We start from the raw sequence: 16,219 nt of genomic DNA, 5'->3' as shown, positions 1-16,219 counted from the left end.
TTGCTCCTTTTCATAAGGTAATGCTGATGAACGCGCCGCCGCATGTGACACATGCGGATTCGGCCTTCATCAACACTGATGGGTTATTTGCTCGTGCATGCAAGTGGGCAGCGGCGCGCCCACTCGCGTGTAGAGGGGCGAAAAGCGCTACAACAGCGCTCGATTCAAGGCGGCGGCCAAATGCGTGCGATTATTGAAGTCCTCCATCATCGAGACGTGCCCGCCTGGAATCGCAACCGAACTGATCGCCCAGTCAGGCAACAGCTCGCGCCACCCGCCCACCCTGCCAACCTGCGATAAAGCACCGGCCTCTGGTTCAGTCGCGAAAAAATGATGGAGATTGACCGGTAACGGCGCGGGTTTGTAGGCACGGGCAATCTGCGAAAAATGATAAATGCCGTGCCATTTGGCTGTTTCCAGCGCAACGTCTGCATTGACATCATAGCCACCCAAATCCTGGGCCTTTGTGATCAGCTCGGATATCTCCTGCCCTTCATCCAGCACATCGAACTTGTATCGCTCCGATTCCGAGGCAACCGCTTTCACATGCTCAATAAAGTAGCGTCTGATGCCATGGTTTTTATAGGGCAACTTATGCGGAGCAGGAACATCGATGAAACCTAGAAACTCAATGCTGGCCCCCTTTGCTGTCAGCGCTTGGGCGATGGCATAGGCGAGAATCCCACCAGAAGAATACCCGGCAATGCGATACGGCCCTTCAGGCTGTATCGCCTGCATAAGCGGAATCATCCTTTCGGCCATATTTTCCAATGAGTGCGGCAAAGGATCACCGATAGCAGCCCACGGCAATGCGTAGACCGGACAGCTGGAGCGGATTTGCTGGGCAAGCGAAACAGCATACGAATAATCGGCTAACCCCGAGGGCACGAAAAACACCGGGCACTCAGCCCCGCCCGCGCGCACGGTAATTACCCCGACCTGCGGAACGGGCACAGGAGACTGTGCGATCTGAACGGCAAGGTTGGCCAATCGAGGGTGTTGAAAAATATCGCCAAGCGAGCATTCCAAACCATAATTTCTGATCTTCTGCATCATCTGAACAGCCATGAGCGAATGACCGCCGAGTGCGAAGAAGTTGTCCTGTCGACCGATGCGCTCAAGTCCAAGCAAGCCTGACCAAAGTGCTGCCAGGATAGTCTCCGTCTCACCTCGCGGCGACTCATACGCCGCGTGGGCAAAGGCCTCATCTCCAGGAGCAGGCAAGGCCCGCCGGTCAAGCTTGCCATTGGGGGTCAGCGGCAAACATTCAATCAACACAAAGGCTGACGGCACCATGTAGTCGGGTAGGCGCTCACTTAAATAATCTCTCAGTCGTCCTGCTATCGGCAGATTCGCGTCCGTGGCGGCATCAGGGATGCAGATATCATCTTTGGAGACCGCCGGCTGCGTCACTACATATGCGATCAGGCGTTTGTCCAGGTCCACACCTTGCACGTCCACCACCGCCTCGCGGATGGAAGGGTGCGTGGCCAGCCTGGCAGCGATTTCACCCGGCTCGATCCGCAAGCCGCGAATCTTGACCTGGTCGTCATTACGTCCCAAAAACACCAGATTTCCATTGGCCTGGTAACGAGCCAAGTCACCTGTCCTATACATACGCGCGTCGGGAGTAGCGGAAAAAGGATCAGGCAAGAAACGCTCATCCGTCAGTTCGACCAGGTTCAGATACCCACGCGCAACTCCCCTACCTCCAATGTAAATCTCACCGACCGCTCCCAGTGGAACAGGCGTGCCGTCGCCATCCAGAAGGTAAATGCAGGCGTTAGAAATCGAGCGGCCTATAGGAACCGGATCAACGTCATCCAAGGAACAATGATGGACCGCCGCCCAGACCGTCGCCTCAGTCGGGCCATATTCATTGAATAACTCAACCGCCGGAAAGGCTGAAGCCACCTCCTGGACCAACTGCCCAGGACAGGCTTCACCCGCCACTATCACCTGACGCAATTGTGCATATCCACTTTGGGCGACTTGTGCAAGGACCAGTCTTGCCAGTGACGGCACCAGCAGCAAGGACGTGACTTCATTTTCAATCAAAACGCGGCTGATGATGCGGGGATCTACGACCGCATCGCTACCGGGCACACACAAGGCACCTCCGGTTGTTAACGTTCCGAAAATGCCTGCTACCGAACTGTCGAACGCCATGGATGACAGCAGTAAGAACACATCGCCAATGCCTGACTTATAGAACGTAGTCCTTGCCAGTGTGGATGAGACCAACCCACGATGCTCGATCATGACGCCCTTGGGGTTGCCGGTCGAACCCGAGGTATAAATCAGATACGCCAGATGGCGGGATGTGAGGCCGCGGATCTGCAGATTGGCATCCGCTCGTGCCGGTATTTCATTGGGATCAAGCACGGTGTAAGACATTAAAGCCTCACCTAGCGCTTGCCGCCCGGCCGTATCGGCCAGCACCAATAGAGGTGCCGTGTCGTCAAGAATGTATGCCAGACGATCTGCCGGATAAGCCGGATCAAGCGGCACATAGGCGCCGCCCGACTTCAGGATCGCCATGAGCCCCACAATCATGGCCATGGAACGCTCGACACAAATAGCCACTCGCTGGTCTGGCCCCACACCCAGTTCAACCAGCCGCAGTGCAAGCTGATTAGCTCTGGTATTGAGTTGCGCGTAACTGAGCGTCTTGCCTTCACAGATCAGCGCTGTCGCCTGCGGGGTGCGGGCAACCTGCGCCTCGAACACATGATGAATACACAGCTTTTGCAGGGAAGATGCGGGCGTCGGGTTCCACGTCTGGAGCAGCAATGTCTGTTCAGCCGCTGGCAGAATATTCAGCTGTCGAACCGGGCGCTGCGGCGAGTGCTCCAGGCTCTGAGCCAAGCTGTCCAATGCCTGCTCCATATAGGCACATACACGAACGGAATCGAATGGCGCCACCACTTGCGTCGTCAACCCCAACGAGTGACCGAAATCTTCGACAGACAACGTAAACGGGTAATTGGTCCGCTCCTGCTCACTCAAGAACTCAGCGCCCTTGATTTGCCCCATGGTCTGAACAATGTTGTCCGAGCCCGCCAGGTCATTGTGCCGGTAATTGAGCAAGGCGCTGAACAACGGCGTGCCCGTGGCGACCCCACTGCACCGTTGCGCCAGCGCCAGCGAGGCATGCTCGTGGGCGAGCAAAGCTGCCAGGCGGGCATGTGCCTGCTGGACGCTTTGGGCGGTACCCATGCCACCTGAGTCAAATCGGATCGGCAGCGTGTTGATGAACATGCCCATAGCTCGATCTGAGCCATGACCGGCTTGCATGCGCCCAAACAGCACCGTACCAAACACAACCTTTTCCTGGCCGCTGGTGCGCGCCAGTACTTGGGCAAAGGCCACGTGACACAGGCTGGCCAGACTCACGTTCAACCGCTTCGCCTGAGCCCGCAACCGTTCATTGAGATCGGCAGACACCCTGCGATAGGTCTGGCTCACCTGTGCGCCGTCCAGATGCACCTGTGCCAGCCCAAAGGGCAGCGTCGGCGCCTCTATGTCAGTCAGCATGGACCTGAAGAAAGCTTCATGTTCGGCCACGCTTTTACCTGACCGTACCTGACCTATCAGGTTGCGGAACGGTTGAGGCGAAGGTAATTGCTCACTACGTTCAGCGAGGAAAGCCTGTACCTCGTGATAAAAAAACTGCAATGACGAAGCGTCGTCGATTAAGTGATGCTGCAGTTGCACCAGGATGAACCGGTCTGCGCCAGGGTCATGCGCAACTATAAAGCGCAGTACGGGCGCCTGCGTCAGGTTGATCCGATGCCGGCAGGAATCAAAACGTTGCGAAAGCTGATCGGTAACAGAACCATTTGCCGGATCGAGCACCACATCGACGACCGAGAGAGGAGCCTGGCGCCATACAACTTGCGCTGCACGGGACAACCCGTCCCAAACAAAGGCTGTGCGCAGAATGTCGTGACGGTCTACAACCTGCTGAACCGCGCACAGATACCACTCCAGTGTTTCACGATCAGCAAAGGCCATCTGGGCAACCAGCAAGTAGGGGTCACCCTCCTTCGCCAACAGGTGATGAAAGAGGATGCCATCCTGCATGGGTGAGAGCGCATAGATATCCTGGATATTGGCCACACCCCCAGGAACCTGTGAAACGATCAGGTCGATGTCCACTTGGCTGAGATCTATCAGCGGCAACAGGTCGGGCGTGATAATACGTGTTTCAGGCCTGATTAGATTGGGTGGCACCACCTCCTCGCAGTGTTGACCAAGCTTTCCAGCCAGTACCGACAATACCGGCGTCTGAAACAAATCCCGCACAGCCAGGCTCAAGTTCTCACGGCGTAACCGCTCGATCAATCGCACCGCCAAGAGTGAATGCCCGCCAAGGGCAAAGAAATTGTCATGACGACCGACTTTTTCGACCCCAAGCAACTCTGACCAAATCCAGGCAAGTGTGACCTCAATCGCACCCAACGGCGCCTCGTAGCGTGCATGCGCAAAGGCGTCGTCCTCTGGAGCCGGCAACGCTCGCCGGTCCAGCTTGCCGTTGCCCGTCAGCGGCAAACTGTCCATTCGCACGAAGGCGGACGGCACCATGTAATCGGGCAAACGGTCGCTCAGGTAATCACGCAGCGTGCCCGCCAAAGCCAAGCCGGCCTCGCCGGTAACTTGCAGAGGCTGGATGTCTGAATTCGCGACGACGTAGGCGACCAACCTCTTGTCGGCAGCCTCACCTTGCGCGACCACCGCCGCTTCGCGAAGGGCCGGATGCTCAGCCAATCGGGCGGCAATTTCACCCAATTCAATCCGGAAACCGCGAATCTTGACCTGATCATCATTGCGCCCCAGGAACACCAGGTTCCCGTTCGCAAGATAACGAGCCAAATCCCCCGACCTGTACATCCTCGCAGCGGACTCCTCCGTAAAAGGGTCGCGCAGGAAGCGTTCAGCCGTCAGTTCGGGGCGGTTTAGATAACCACGCGCGACGCCGGCACCGCCGATGTACATTTCACCCGTAGCGCCCATCGGAACAGGCTGGCCAAAGGCGTCGAGAAGATAGAGTTTCAAGTCCGGAAGACGCTGGCCGATCACGCTTTCGTCTTGTCGCGCATCGGCTGAGGTCAGAGGGTAGTAAGAGACATGGACCGTGGTTTCCGTAATCCCATACATGTTCACCAGTTGCGGGCCAGAGTCGCCACGTTGGCCATACCATTCGCGCAGAGTCGAGGGCTGCAGCGCTTCGCCGCCAAATATGACATAGCGCAGCCGGTCCGACGATGGCTGTGCATACTTCATCAAAGCAGTAAATGCGCTCGGGGTCTGGTTAAGAACGGTGATGCCCTGCTCGCAAATCAACTGGTAGAACGCTTGCGCGGAGCGGGTTGTCGCATGTGGCACCAACACCAGTGTGCCTCCATGACGGAGGGCGCCCCACAGTTCCCACACCGAGAAGTCGAAAGCAAAAGAGTGGAAGAGGCACCAGACATCACTGGCCTCGAAAGCAAAATCGGCGCGTGTCGTGTCAAACAGGCGTACCACCTGAGCATGTTCGATCATCACCCCTTTGGGTTGCCCGGTTGAACCCGACGTGTAGATGATGTAGGCGAGGTCCTCGGGGGTAAGGCCAGCAACCCTTGGGTCAGCATCCGCTTCGACTGCCCCTTGTGCATGAACCTCGTTGGGATCGAGTACGGTTCGGCCCTGCAACGCGTCACCGAGTGCCTGGCACCCGGCCGCATCGGCCAGCACCAGCACCGGAGCGGTATCACCTAGAATGAACGACAGTCTCTCGCCCGAATATTCCGGGTCGAGCGGCACGTAGGCGCCCCCGGCCTTCAGAATCGCCAGCAGGCCGACAACCATTGCCACAGAGCGCTCGACACAGATCGCCACACGCTGGTCAGGCCCTACGCCCAAGGCAATCAGCCGGTGCGCCAACCGATTGGCCCTGACATTGAGGTCACCGTAGCTGACCGACTTGCCCTCAAAGACCAGCGCCGTAGCTTCAAAATTGAGCGCAGCCTGCTCCTCGAACAGCTGGTGAATACACTGATGCGCAGGGTGGACTTCATCCATCGAATTCCATGTCTTGAGCAACAAGGTGCGCTCAGATGGGTCAAGCAGGTCTATTTTTGCGACGGTCTGGCTCGCATCCTGTGTCATCGCCCCAAGGACATTCTTCAGATATCCAACGTGACGTTCAATTGTGGCCGCGTCGAACAATGCCGTCGCATAGCCAAGAGCACCCACGATTTGGTCGCCGATCTCGGCAAGGTTCAACTCCAGATCGAACCGGGCTACTGCGTAGGAAGAACCCACCGGGCTGGCTTCCAGGCCGGGCAAAGCCCATTGGCCTGCATCGTAGTTCTGCCAGGCGAACACCACTTGAAACAATGGCGTATGACTCAATCGTCTAGGCGGCTGGATTATCTCCACCACTTGTTCGAACGGCAGGTCCTGATGGTCCTGGGCCTGGTGTGCTCGCTCGCGCACTCGCGCAGTCAACTCGGCAACGCTCGGGGCGCCGCCAAGATCAACCCGCAGCGCCAATGTGTTGACAAAGAGACCGATCAGCGACTCGATGTCACTATGGCCCCGGTTGGCACTTGGCACACCAATCACAATATCTTCCTGCCCTGACAGACGTGACAGCACGGCCGACCAAGCCACCAGCACTGCCATAAATAGCGTTACGCCTTGCTCCTGGCAGAAATGCTTAAGGGCAATTGTGAGCTCTGCGCTGAACTCGATCGGCACCGAGGCGCCGACAAGGGATTGTTGCTCGGGCCGACCCCGGTCCGTTGGCAGGTCGAGTAGGGTTGGCGCATCGGCCAGCGTCTTTTTCCAGTACGTGGCCTGTTGGTTCAAGCGCTCACCGGTCAGCCATTGCCGCTGCCAGGCGGCATAGTCCGGATACTGGATAGGCAGCGCCAGCAACGGATTGGTCTGATGTTTGCTGAAGGCCGTGTAGAGTGCGCTCAGTTCAGGCAACAGGATACCGAGCGACCAGCCATCCGAAACGATGTGATGTTGCGTAAGCAGCAATACGTGCTCTTCACCGCAGGCGGTGCCAGGCACATGGATCAGGCAAGCCCTGATCAAAGGGCCTGCAGCGAGATCAAAGGGTTCACAAGCCTCTTGGGTACAAAGCTCTGCAAGCTTTGCTTCCTGGTCGGGCCCGACCAGTTCAATCGTGCGTAATGGCAGACCGTCGCCGCTGCCCAGCAGGCGCACCTCGACCTCGCCCGCTTGGGTGACGAAGACCGACCGCAATGCATCATGACGCGACCACAGTGTATTAAGGGCTTGCTGCAGAACCTTCACATCCAACTGGCCGCGCAATCTCAGCGCCAGGGGGATGTGATAGGCGTCGCTGATGTTACTGTCCAGTTGCGCCAGAAACCACAACCGCTGCTGCGCGAAAGACAACGGCAGGGGCTGCGTACGATGCAGGGGCTGAATCGCTGCGCACGCCCCGGCACCTGCGTCTCGTCGGGCGTCGACAGCCGATGCCACAGCCTGGAGCGTTGGCGAGGTAAACAAGGATGCAAGGGGCAGTTCCGCCCCGGCGGCGGCAATACGATTGACCAGCCGCACGGCCATGAGCGAATGGCCTCCGAGGGCAAAAAAGTTGTCCTGACGACCGACTTGTTCAACGCCCAGCAGCTGCGACCAGATTCCGGCAAGGAGGATCTCTGTCGCGCCAAGTGGCGCCTCGTAGGTTTCACGCGCATAAGCGCTCTCCTGCGGGGCAGGCAAGGCCTTACGATCAAGCTTGCCATTGGCCGTCAACGGGAAGCTGTCCATCCGCACAAAGGCAGACGGCACCATATATTCGGGTAAACGGTTGTTCAGGTATTCACGTAGCACACCCGCCAACGCCAGGCCGGAGTCCGAAACCTCGGACTGCGTCAACACATAAGCGACCAGGCGCTTGTCGACCTCCTCGCCTCGCGCCACCACCACCGCCTCACGGACGCCAGGGTGCTCGGCCAACTTAGCTGCAATTTCACCCAGTTCGATGCGAAAGCCGCGGATCTTCACCTGATCGTCGTTACGTCCCAGGAACGCCAGATTGCCGTCTGGCAGATAACGCGCCAGATCCCCCGACCGGTACATCCGCGCCTTGGGTTCGCCCGAGAAGCGATCATGCAGGAAGCGTTCTGCCGTCAGCTCTGGCCGGTTCAGATAGCCGCGTGCCACACCAGCGCCAGCGACATAGATTTCTCCCACTTCCCCTGCGGGTACGGGCTGGCCGTGCGCATCCAGAAGGTAGAGGCTCAGATCCGGCAGACATTGACCGATCACGCTGTGGGCTTGTTGCGCATCCAAAGGTGTCAGCGGATAAAAAGTGACGTGAACCGTGGTTTCAGTGATTCCATACATGTTTATCAGTTGCGGGCCAGACGCTCCCCGCGCGCCGTACCAGTCGCGCAAGATCCCCGGCTGCAAAGCTTCGCCGCCGAAAATGACATAACGCAATCGGTCCGATGACGGTTGCGTGTATTCCATCAAGGCGCTGAAGGCGCTCGGGGTCTGATTCAGGACGGTGACACCCTGCTCACAAATAAGCTGGTAAAACGCTTTCGGTGTACGAGTGACAGCATGCGAAACCAGCACCAACGTGCCACCATAACGAAGGGCGCCCCACAGTTCCCAGACCGAGAAGTCAAAAGCGAATGAGTGGAAAAGGCACCAGATATCACGGTCGTCAAAACCGAAGGATCGATGTGTGGTGTCGAACAGACGCACCACCTGAGCATGTTCGACCATGACGCCCTTGGGCTGTCCGGTTGAGCCAGAGGTGTAGATGATATAGGCAAGGTTGTGGGGGGTGAGGCCGACCACTTGAGGGTTGGCGTGCGCTTCAACAAAGCTATCGCCAGGATCGAGGACGGTATACGCCTGTAAAGCGTCCCCGAGCGCATGGCAACCGGCCGCGTCAGCGAGCACCAGAACCGGCGCCGTATCGCCCAGAATGAACGCTAGCCGCTCCCCCGAACTTTCGGGATCAAGAGGCACATAGGCGCCGCCCGCCTTCAGGATCGCCATCAGGCCTACAACCATCGCCGGGGAACGCTCAACACAGATCGCCACACGCTGGTCAGGCCCGACGCCCGATCCGATCAGTCGATGCGCCAACCGATTAGCCCTGACGTTAAGTTCGTCATAGCTAAGCACTTCGCCCTCAAAGACCAGCGCCCTTGTCTCGGGACAGCGCGCAACGTTTGCCTCAAATAGCGTGTGAATACATACATGAACAGAATCTTCAGACGTAACCAGGTCGTGCATCCTTGCCTCCAGAAGTGAACTAACTCACTTCTAACGATTGATTGCACCTCCATCAGGTAAGTGCAAGTCCATGAAAAAGCTTCGCCCGCCCCTAGCGGCCAATTGCCTCAATCCATTCAAGGCAACGTACTGATCATTTGAACTAACCAGGGTCTTTCGTATAAGTCAGGCTCGGCAGCAGCCCAAGATTTGCAGGCTTCTCATGCAGACCGCAGGTAAAAATCAGATTATTTTACCACCATGACAAAAAGGTCCATGGACTGATAAATCTGGACATTCATGTGTCTGCGTTAGAGATAAAAAGCAATCCTTCAGCAAGATGATTGAGGCAGATTTTAAGCTGCGAAGCCCTGCAAGGCTCAGAGTCTACCCCTGATACTTCGAAGTCAACATCGATCTAAAACCGATCCTTCATACCCCGCCTCAGCGTTTTGGCCTTGCTCGCCAACGAGGTGATGCTGGCCGTTTACCCCCCTGAAAGCCCCAAAAAATCAATGCAAAAAACGCAGACAAAAAAAATCCCGCGAGCGTTAACTCGCGGGATTTTTCTCGTGTTTGGCGGGAAACCAGGGATTCGAACCCTGGGAACGCTATTAACGTTCGCCGGTTTTCAAGACCGCTATGCAAATGCAGGCTGGCTGCGGCCTTGAATGCAAAAAGAGTTCCATTACTGAGAGAAATGTATAGAGCTGGAGATCGCATTCTACAAGGGGTACGCTTTTAGTTTTGGAACTGTCTTAACACCCTTCCCAGCGTCATATTGGAAACTGCACGCTGCTAGCAAAACGCCTTTGCGGTCTGCATAGATATCAAGAAATAAGGATTATTATGCTTCGAAACACTCGATACTGAGAACACCTTAAGTCACAACGTTAATTTAAACGCATCGGTGGGCACGATATGAACAAGATTTCTTCACGAGCCAGATATTCAGCGCCAGCTAAATGTAAAAGTAGCTTGCCCATTGGCAGTACCAGGCTGCATGCTTTTACCAGTTCGCACGTATCGCGCTCGCAGTGGGATTTGAAATAACGCTTCGCCACGCTTGATTTCACCTGCTTTCCATTGATTAACATTGTCTGGGGCAGAAGAGTCAGGCCCAAATTTTAGAAGGTCATCACCGTGAAAAACTTGTATACCTATCCCGCTTGCAGTTGAACCAGTACTTAACGACAGTACATCCGAAATATTTCCGGGTGAAACAACATCAGTCAAAGTGACATAAGGATATGTTGACACGCCTACATCCCCGCCCGTGCAGGACAGTGATATAGAAAAATAGCTTGGACTTGATGCATCTCCGATGTTAGCAAAAGAGCTCAAAGATACCTTCCCCAATCGCACCGGAATGACGGGCGTGGAGACCTTACAACTTGGTCCGACCTTGACCGAGGAAGTACCACTAACTTGCAGAGTGAACCTAGACCAGCAAGGTTGACCGTAGTCAGGACACAGATACATAGTTAAACTAGGAACAGTAACCGAAGTAGTGCTAATGGATCCCACCTTAACGAGTTCAATTGAGAATTCTTGCTGATAGCTGTCACCCGCTGCCCACTGTTTTATAGGATACCTAACTCCAATCTTCGCATTTACCCCACCGGGGTAATCCCTAGTAGTAGCCAACACCTTATACCTCACTCCTATACCTGCGACACCCGTAAAAAAAACATCTTCAAATCCAGATACTTGGGATGCACTTGATGAAACCTGGAAATATCTCTCATCGACATTACTCAATTGCGTAACAACTATAGGAGAAGACCAAATAACACTACCAATGGCAAGACTACCTGGGGTGCTTATAGACACTGGCAGCTGCACAGTGGCATTCCCTGGTGTAAACACCCCAAACGCTTGCGCTTGCATTATAGAGCACATAAAAAAAGCGATCACAAAGCAATAGAACAACCTCATTGTATAATCCATCCACAAACCAAAAAAATTATTTGTATTAAAAAATACAGTATTCAATTTCTAAAGAGCGCACCAGCAGACCACTCACAAAACTCAGCTGATAAATCCTATATTTATCAAAGATAAATCCTACACGTGGTACAAAAAAGGGGCTGGAAGACCGCTCTCACGGCTTTATTCGTGATCGGCAAAAACGCTGAGCACATCAATCAGGGCTTGGCCAGGCTACGATTAAACCGTCTCTGATAAAGCACACCCCAATTGTGTAGGGGTATGTGGGGAATTTTGAGGGATCGGCCCGTGGCTGCGGGCTGTGACGCTCATTCACGGCAGGTTGCATAAATGCATAATGGGCATTAGATGGCATAGATTGGCGTACGGTTTGCCCCATTTATGCCCCACGAGAGTCCACAGAATCCCGCTTGCCCAATCATTCGATGTTGGATCGGGCGGTCTACCCTCCCACACCCCGGTCCCCATACTCAGCCTCTATAATCTTTTCGCGTTTCAGCAATTTCCAAGCAAGTTGAAATCACTGCCTGACAAGGGAGCGACCGGTACTATGCTTCTACTTTTTTCTCGAAGGGAGCTTACGCCATGCTTGGTGATTATTCGCTGTGCGATGTGCTTGAGAGGATGTACACCAACCAACTGGCCTTGGAGGCAGCCTTAATGGAGTTGACACTGCACCTGGAGCAGCAAAGCTCGTCAGAGGTTGGGAATAACGTTCGTGGCGCGCTTGACACGATTGGTGAAAACGCCGGCTACATCAAACAGGGCTTAGCCAAGCTCAAAGGTTCGAATTCCGGCTAAGTCTGAACCATCTCAGGTTTGTAGCCGGTGATTCCAACACCGGCAGCCTTAGGTGCTGACAGGCAGCAATCGGCCAGAAGCTGCCGGTCGTCCATAACCGCATTGCTCCACCCTCGATGATCTTCACTGAAGGCAGTGGACCATGCGCATGAGGGAAGATCCTAACGAAGAAATGTCCGAGATCTATAGGTCACGCAGATGTTCAGTGCATCAGGCGCAGCAAACTCTGCGGACGATGCTGCTATGTGCCTTGGTGGATGGCATGATGACATGACTGCACCGTCATTGACGTGAGGTGCACAACATTCATGGACAAGACAAAGGACGGCAGATGGAAACTACATCGGATGTACCCCCTTCAATTGATATGAAAGCCTTTGAACAGCTTTTTGCCAAGCGGATGAGATGGGCATCACTCCACCTGCCCCTGTCTGAAGTAGAGAGTGTTGTTCCTGATTTATTGATGGATCTTAAGAAGTTTGAGCAAGGTGCAAGCCTTGCCCTGCTGGCCGGACTGCTGACTCATCCCGATTACCAGTCAAATACATTGCGCTTGGAGTTGTTGGTCGCATTGGCTTTCGTGAATGCTCGTGGTGTGGAACAACCTGACCTAGTGGATGCCGCTAGGTGGTTTGAAATGATTGATCAGTCTGAGGCGACTTCGGGGGAGGATGCTGCTGAAGATGTCTTCGTGACCCTGGTTGCGGATGACCAGGAAGACTTTTTACTGCTCGAAGGCCTCTGGGAGAATGCAGGCTTCTACACCCAATGCTGCGTGGACCTGCTGTCAGGGATGCCTGACACACCTCAATATAAACGTCTTCGCAAGGAGGTACGCGCATTGTTGGTAGTCGCGGATGAGGTCTGTAAGCAATCAGGCCTGACCCGGTATCAGACAGGTTCAGATAAGATCATGGCCCAGTTGGTTGTTGAAGACCTACCTCAAGCGTTTGAACTCCAACGACGTGCCTTTTTAGGATTCGAGGCCCTAAGTTCAAGAGGCGTCCAACGTGAGGACCTGGAGCCTTTTTTCAATGTTGAAAAGGATTGCGAAGCGCTGCGAACGCATGAGCCGGGACTCAGTCAGCTTGATCGCCAACCTCTGTTGGAAACGGCCGATGGACTTATCGCAATGTTGCCTACCGCGATATCGATCGCTCTGCGTGATCACGTGATCGCGTACGTGTTAGCGACTAGTCAGGTACAAAACTTCAACCGAAATTACGCCAAGCTGTTGAGCCGTAAGGTCTTCGAGACTCAGCTGTTCGGCACTTTTTCAGGATGTCCGGTGCATTGGCGCTCTTCAGGAGTCGATCAATATGCCAGCGCCTTGATTGAGTTCGACTACGGGCACCTTCTAGCAATGCACTTCATTTTGCCGTCAATAGCGACCCATCGAGATGGTGGGTTCAAATATACGGCGGTTCCACGTGACAGCATGACGCGAGATCTTGAAGTGGCCGTTACGGCGACAATGGCCCAATCAAAGAAATCTTTCCATGCAGGTATCCACCTGTTCGTACTTTGCGGTTGGGGCAAAGGGATGGGCATTCAAATACCACGCATAGATGACTCGCGTTGGAAAACCGAAACAATTGCGCTCGCCGACCTGATTCGGTTAAGCGATCTTGATTCTATGGCGATGGGGCGATTCTGGCGCTTACAAACGTCCGTAGACACCCTGCAGCCGGCAGGGGTTGAAATCATGAACCTCAACGGTCTCGTGAATTTAATCGGCTGGGTCGAATTGAATGACGGGCACTTGATTCCCCATGCGCAGTTGGAAGAAGGAAGAATCAGTCCAGAATCGCCGCTGGTCATTTCTCCTCCTCTCAATCTCTTACGTGACGTCCGCGCGCGCGCGGACTATGCACGTGATTTTCATGTCCGAATGGATAGCAGTGGAGCGGCTCACTACTTGGAGCGCTTACAGAAAAAACCGTATTTCCCGAACTCCGCAGATTCACGTATCTATGTTTCCTTGACCGCGTTAAAGCAGGGTGAATTGGTTGCTGCGTGCCTGGGGAAACCCACGACTTGGGTACGCCTCGCTGCCCCTGCATTCACTTCACGCGATTTGGTTTACCGGCTTTGGGAAATGCTTGTCGCACGCGTAGCCCGCATCGTCGATGCTACGGAAGAACTCGCATCTCTGTCCGCCACATACTCACTGTTATTTTGCTTTGAGGACTCACAAGAAGAGTTTGAGCGCTACGACGCTGAGGTCCCGCAAGACCTCGATACCCTTATCCGTTTTCGAATCACGTCTGCTCACGAGGCAACCATTACCTTCTTGCCAGGTTATGTTCATGCATTTCAGAATCCGCAAAACATTGCTGAACATATACTCAGCAAAATCACTATCCAGGCTTTAGCCGCGCTGGTAGCGAAAGCACCGATGAGCGCTGTTGCGAGCGATATTCTGGCTCGAGCCGTGCCGAATGATCGCGGCCGACATTTTCACCGCATGCATGCTCACGCCTTCACTGACTATGTACGGGACACACTACCGGCTAAACCTCTTGTTTGCGACGACATTGATAGCGCCACGTTACGGCTCGGCCTTGGTTGGACGGTTCACGAGGGATCCAATCACATCGAAGGGGACGCTGAATGCCGTGCATTCCTAAATGCCTTGGTCGATAAACGGGTCGAGCATGTGATGGCTCAACTGCAAACTCTGAATCGCTACAAGCTGACCAAACGCTTACTAATCAATCATGCGGTCGGAGAGGCTGACGAGCAGCATTGGAAACGAACCTCCGCCGCAGTCCTTGGTTTGCATGGTGACACGCCTGCCACGCGCAGCACGGTCGTCGAAAGGCTCTCGGCCTTGGCGACTACGCAGATATGCAGCCGAATCCTGATTGAAATGGCCATCTGTGCATGCCCTTTAGGCGATGGCCGAATACCCTCAAATCTGGAAATTGAAGCTCTTTTCGCCGAGATATCTCTGTTGAACCGCTTGGGTAGCTGGTCCGATGGCATTTACTACGGAGCTTTGGAGCCGCGACTGAAAATTTCGCCGCTAGGGGAAATCTTGCTGGCCGACGCGTTCGCTGAAACTGTGGTAATTCCTATGCTCAGTACAGTCATGGGCGACCGCTATGTTCGCTCAACGCCAGACCATGATCGGTATTATGCGGCTCCAGTGACCTTGGACTCCACGGCTCATCTTTTGGAGGATGAGTTCCTCCAAGCTTGGAAGAAGGAAATGGGGTTCACCATTGACGACGGCCGAAAAATGCTGGATGCGCTAGAAAATGATGGGATCGTCAAACAAGAGGCGGTGCTAATGATGACAAAAAGTCAATTACTAAACTTGCTGGGTAGCGCCGCTGACCAGCCAGCAGCGCTCCACTTCCTTGACCGCTTCGCCTTAGTCACGCGGGACTCTTGGAGTACGCCACCCAGTGGCTTCAAAGGGCGGGACATTCTGCCCTGGAGATTTGGCCGTCGTCTCTCAGTGGTAAGTCGTCCCATAGTCCAATTGGACCTCAACGACGATCCGACATATTTGGTTTTGCCTTCGCTCGTGCGTCGTGGCTTTTTTAACGTGCTCCGCGGCGCTCATGCCGGAACAATCGACCAGGACTTCTTCACCACCCCAGAGATGCGTGATGCATGGTGGGGCAAGGCCAACGAAGGTCACACATTCAATGCAGAGGTCGCAGAGATGCTCCGGTCTACCGGCTGGCAAGCGCTAGAAAACATCGAGCTTTCAGCGATTCTCAAACAAAAACTGGAACGCGCTTACGGAGATGTTGATGTGCTGGCTTGGCACAATGACCGCCCAGAGGTATTGGTCATCGAGTGCAAGGACCTTACCTTCCGCAGAAACTACTCGGAAATCGCTGCATTGCTTTCGGATTACAAAGGGGCGCGAAAGAACGGTAAGCCAGACAAGCTACTGCGCCACCTCATGCGGGTAGACCGCCTTCAGCAAGGATTGACACAGCTCGGGCGCTATATCGGTATCGAGACCCCAAGGATCTGCTCATGCCTCATCGTAGGTGGCGTCGTGCCTATGCAATTCGCCAAAGTTCCAGCACTTGAAAGTACTTTTGTAGGAGATGTGGAGACGCTTTTACAGCACCTCGATCATTCGAGCGCCAAATTATAAGAAGCCCAAGATCTGTCTCCTAAGAGCAGGCTCGTGTTATAGCTTCCAGTGAAAGATTATGCGTCGAACATAGGCGGGTATGGG

At 54.6% G+C, this 16,219-nt stretch carries 3 protein-coding genes and 1 pseudogene; 2 read left to right on the top strand and 2 right to left on the bottom strand.

Annotated elements, in window-relative coordinates:
- Positions 1 to 147: 147 nt before the first annotated feature.
- Positions 148 to 9,282: pseudogene (locus QMK52_RS18960) on the bottom strand (non-ribosomal peptide synthetase); the annotation flags it as partial.
- A gap of 930 nt (positions 9,283 to 10,212) precedes the next feature.
- Positions 10,213 to 11,256, bottom strand: coding sequence for a fimbrial protein (locus QMK52_RS18955; RefSeq protein ID WP_320403244.1), 1,044 nt, complete (start codon positions 11,254 to 11,256; stop codon positions 10,213 to 10,215).
- Between the two features lie 540 nt (positions 11,257 to 11,796).
- Here QMK52_RS18955 and QMK52_RS18950 point away from each other — a divergent pair.
- Together QMK52_RS18950 and QMK52_RS18945 are read left to right on the top strand one after the other, a co-directional pair.
- Entirely contained in the window at positions 11,797 to 12,012 is a 216-nt protein-coding gene (locus QMK52_RS18950; RefSeq protein WP_320403243.1) for a hypothetical protein, read from the top strand.
- 331 nt (positions 12,013 to 12,343) lie between these two features.
- The gene (locus QMK52_RS18945) at positions 12,344 to 16,135 is read left to right on the top strand and encodes a hypothetical protein (protein WP_320403242.1); all 3,792 of its coding nucleotides are present in this window, start codon (positions 12,344 to 12,346) and stop codon (positions 16,133 to 16,135) included.
- Positions 16,136 to 16,219: the final 84 nt, after the last annotated feature.

The sequence above is a fragment of the Pseudomonas sp. P9_2 genome (assembly GCF_034008255.1).
GTDB lineage: Bacteria > Pseudomonadota > Gammaproteobacteria > Pseudomonadales > Pseudomonadaceae > Aquipseudomonas > Aquipseudomonas synxantha_A.
The sequence above is the reverse complement of the archived record's forward strand: the minus strand, read 5'-3'. Positions and strand labels throughout refer to the sequence as shown.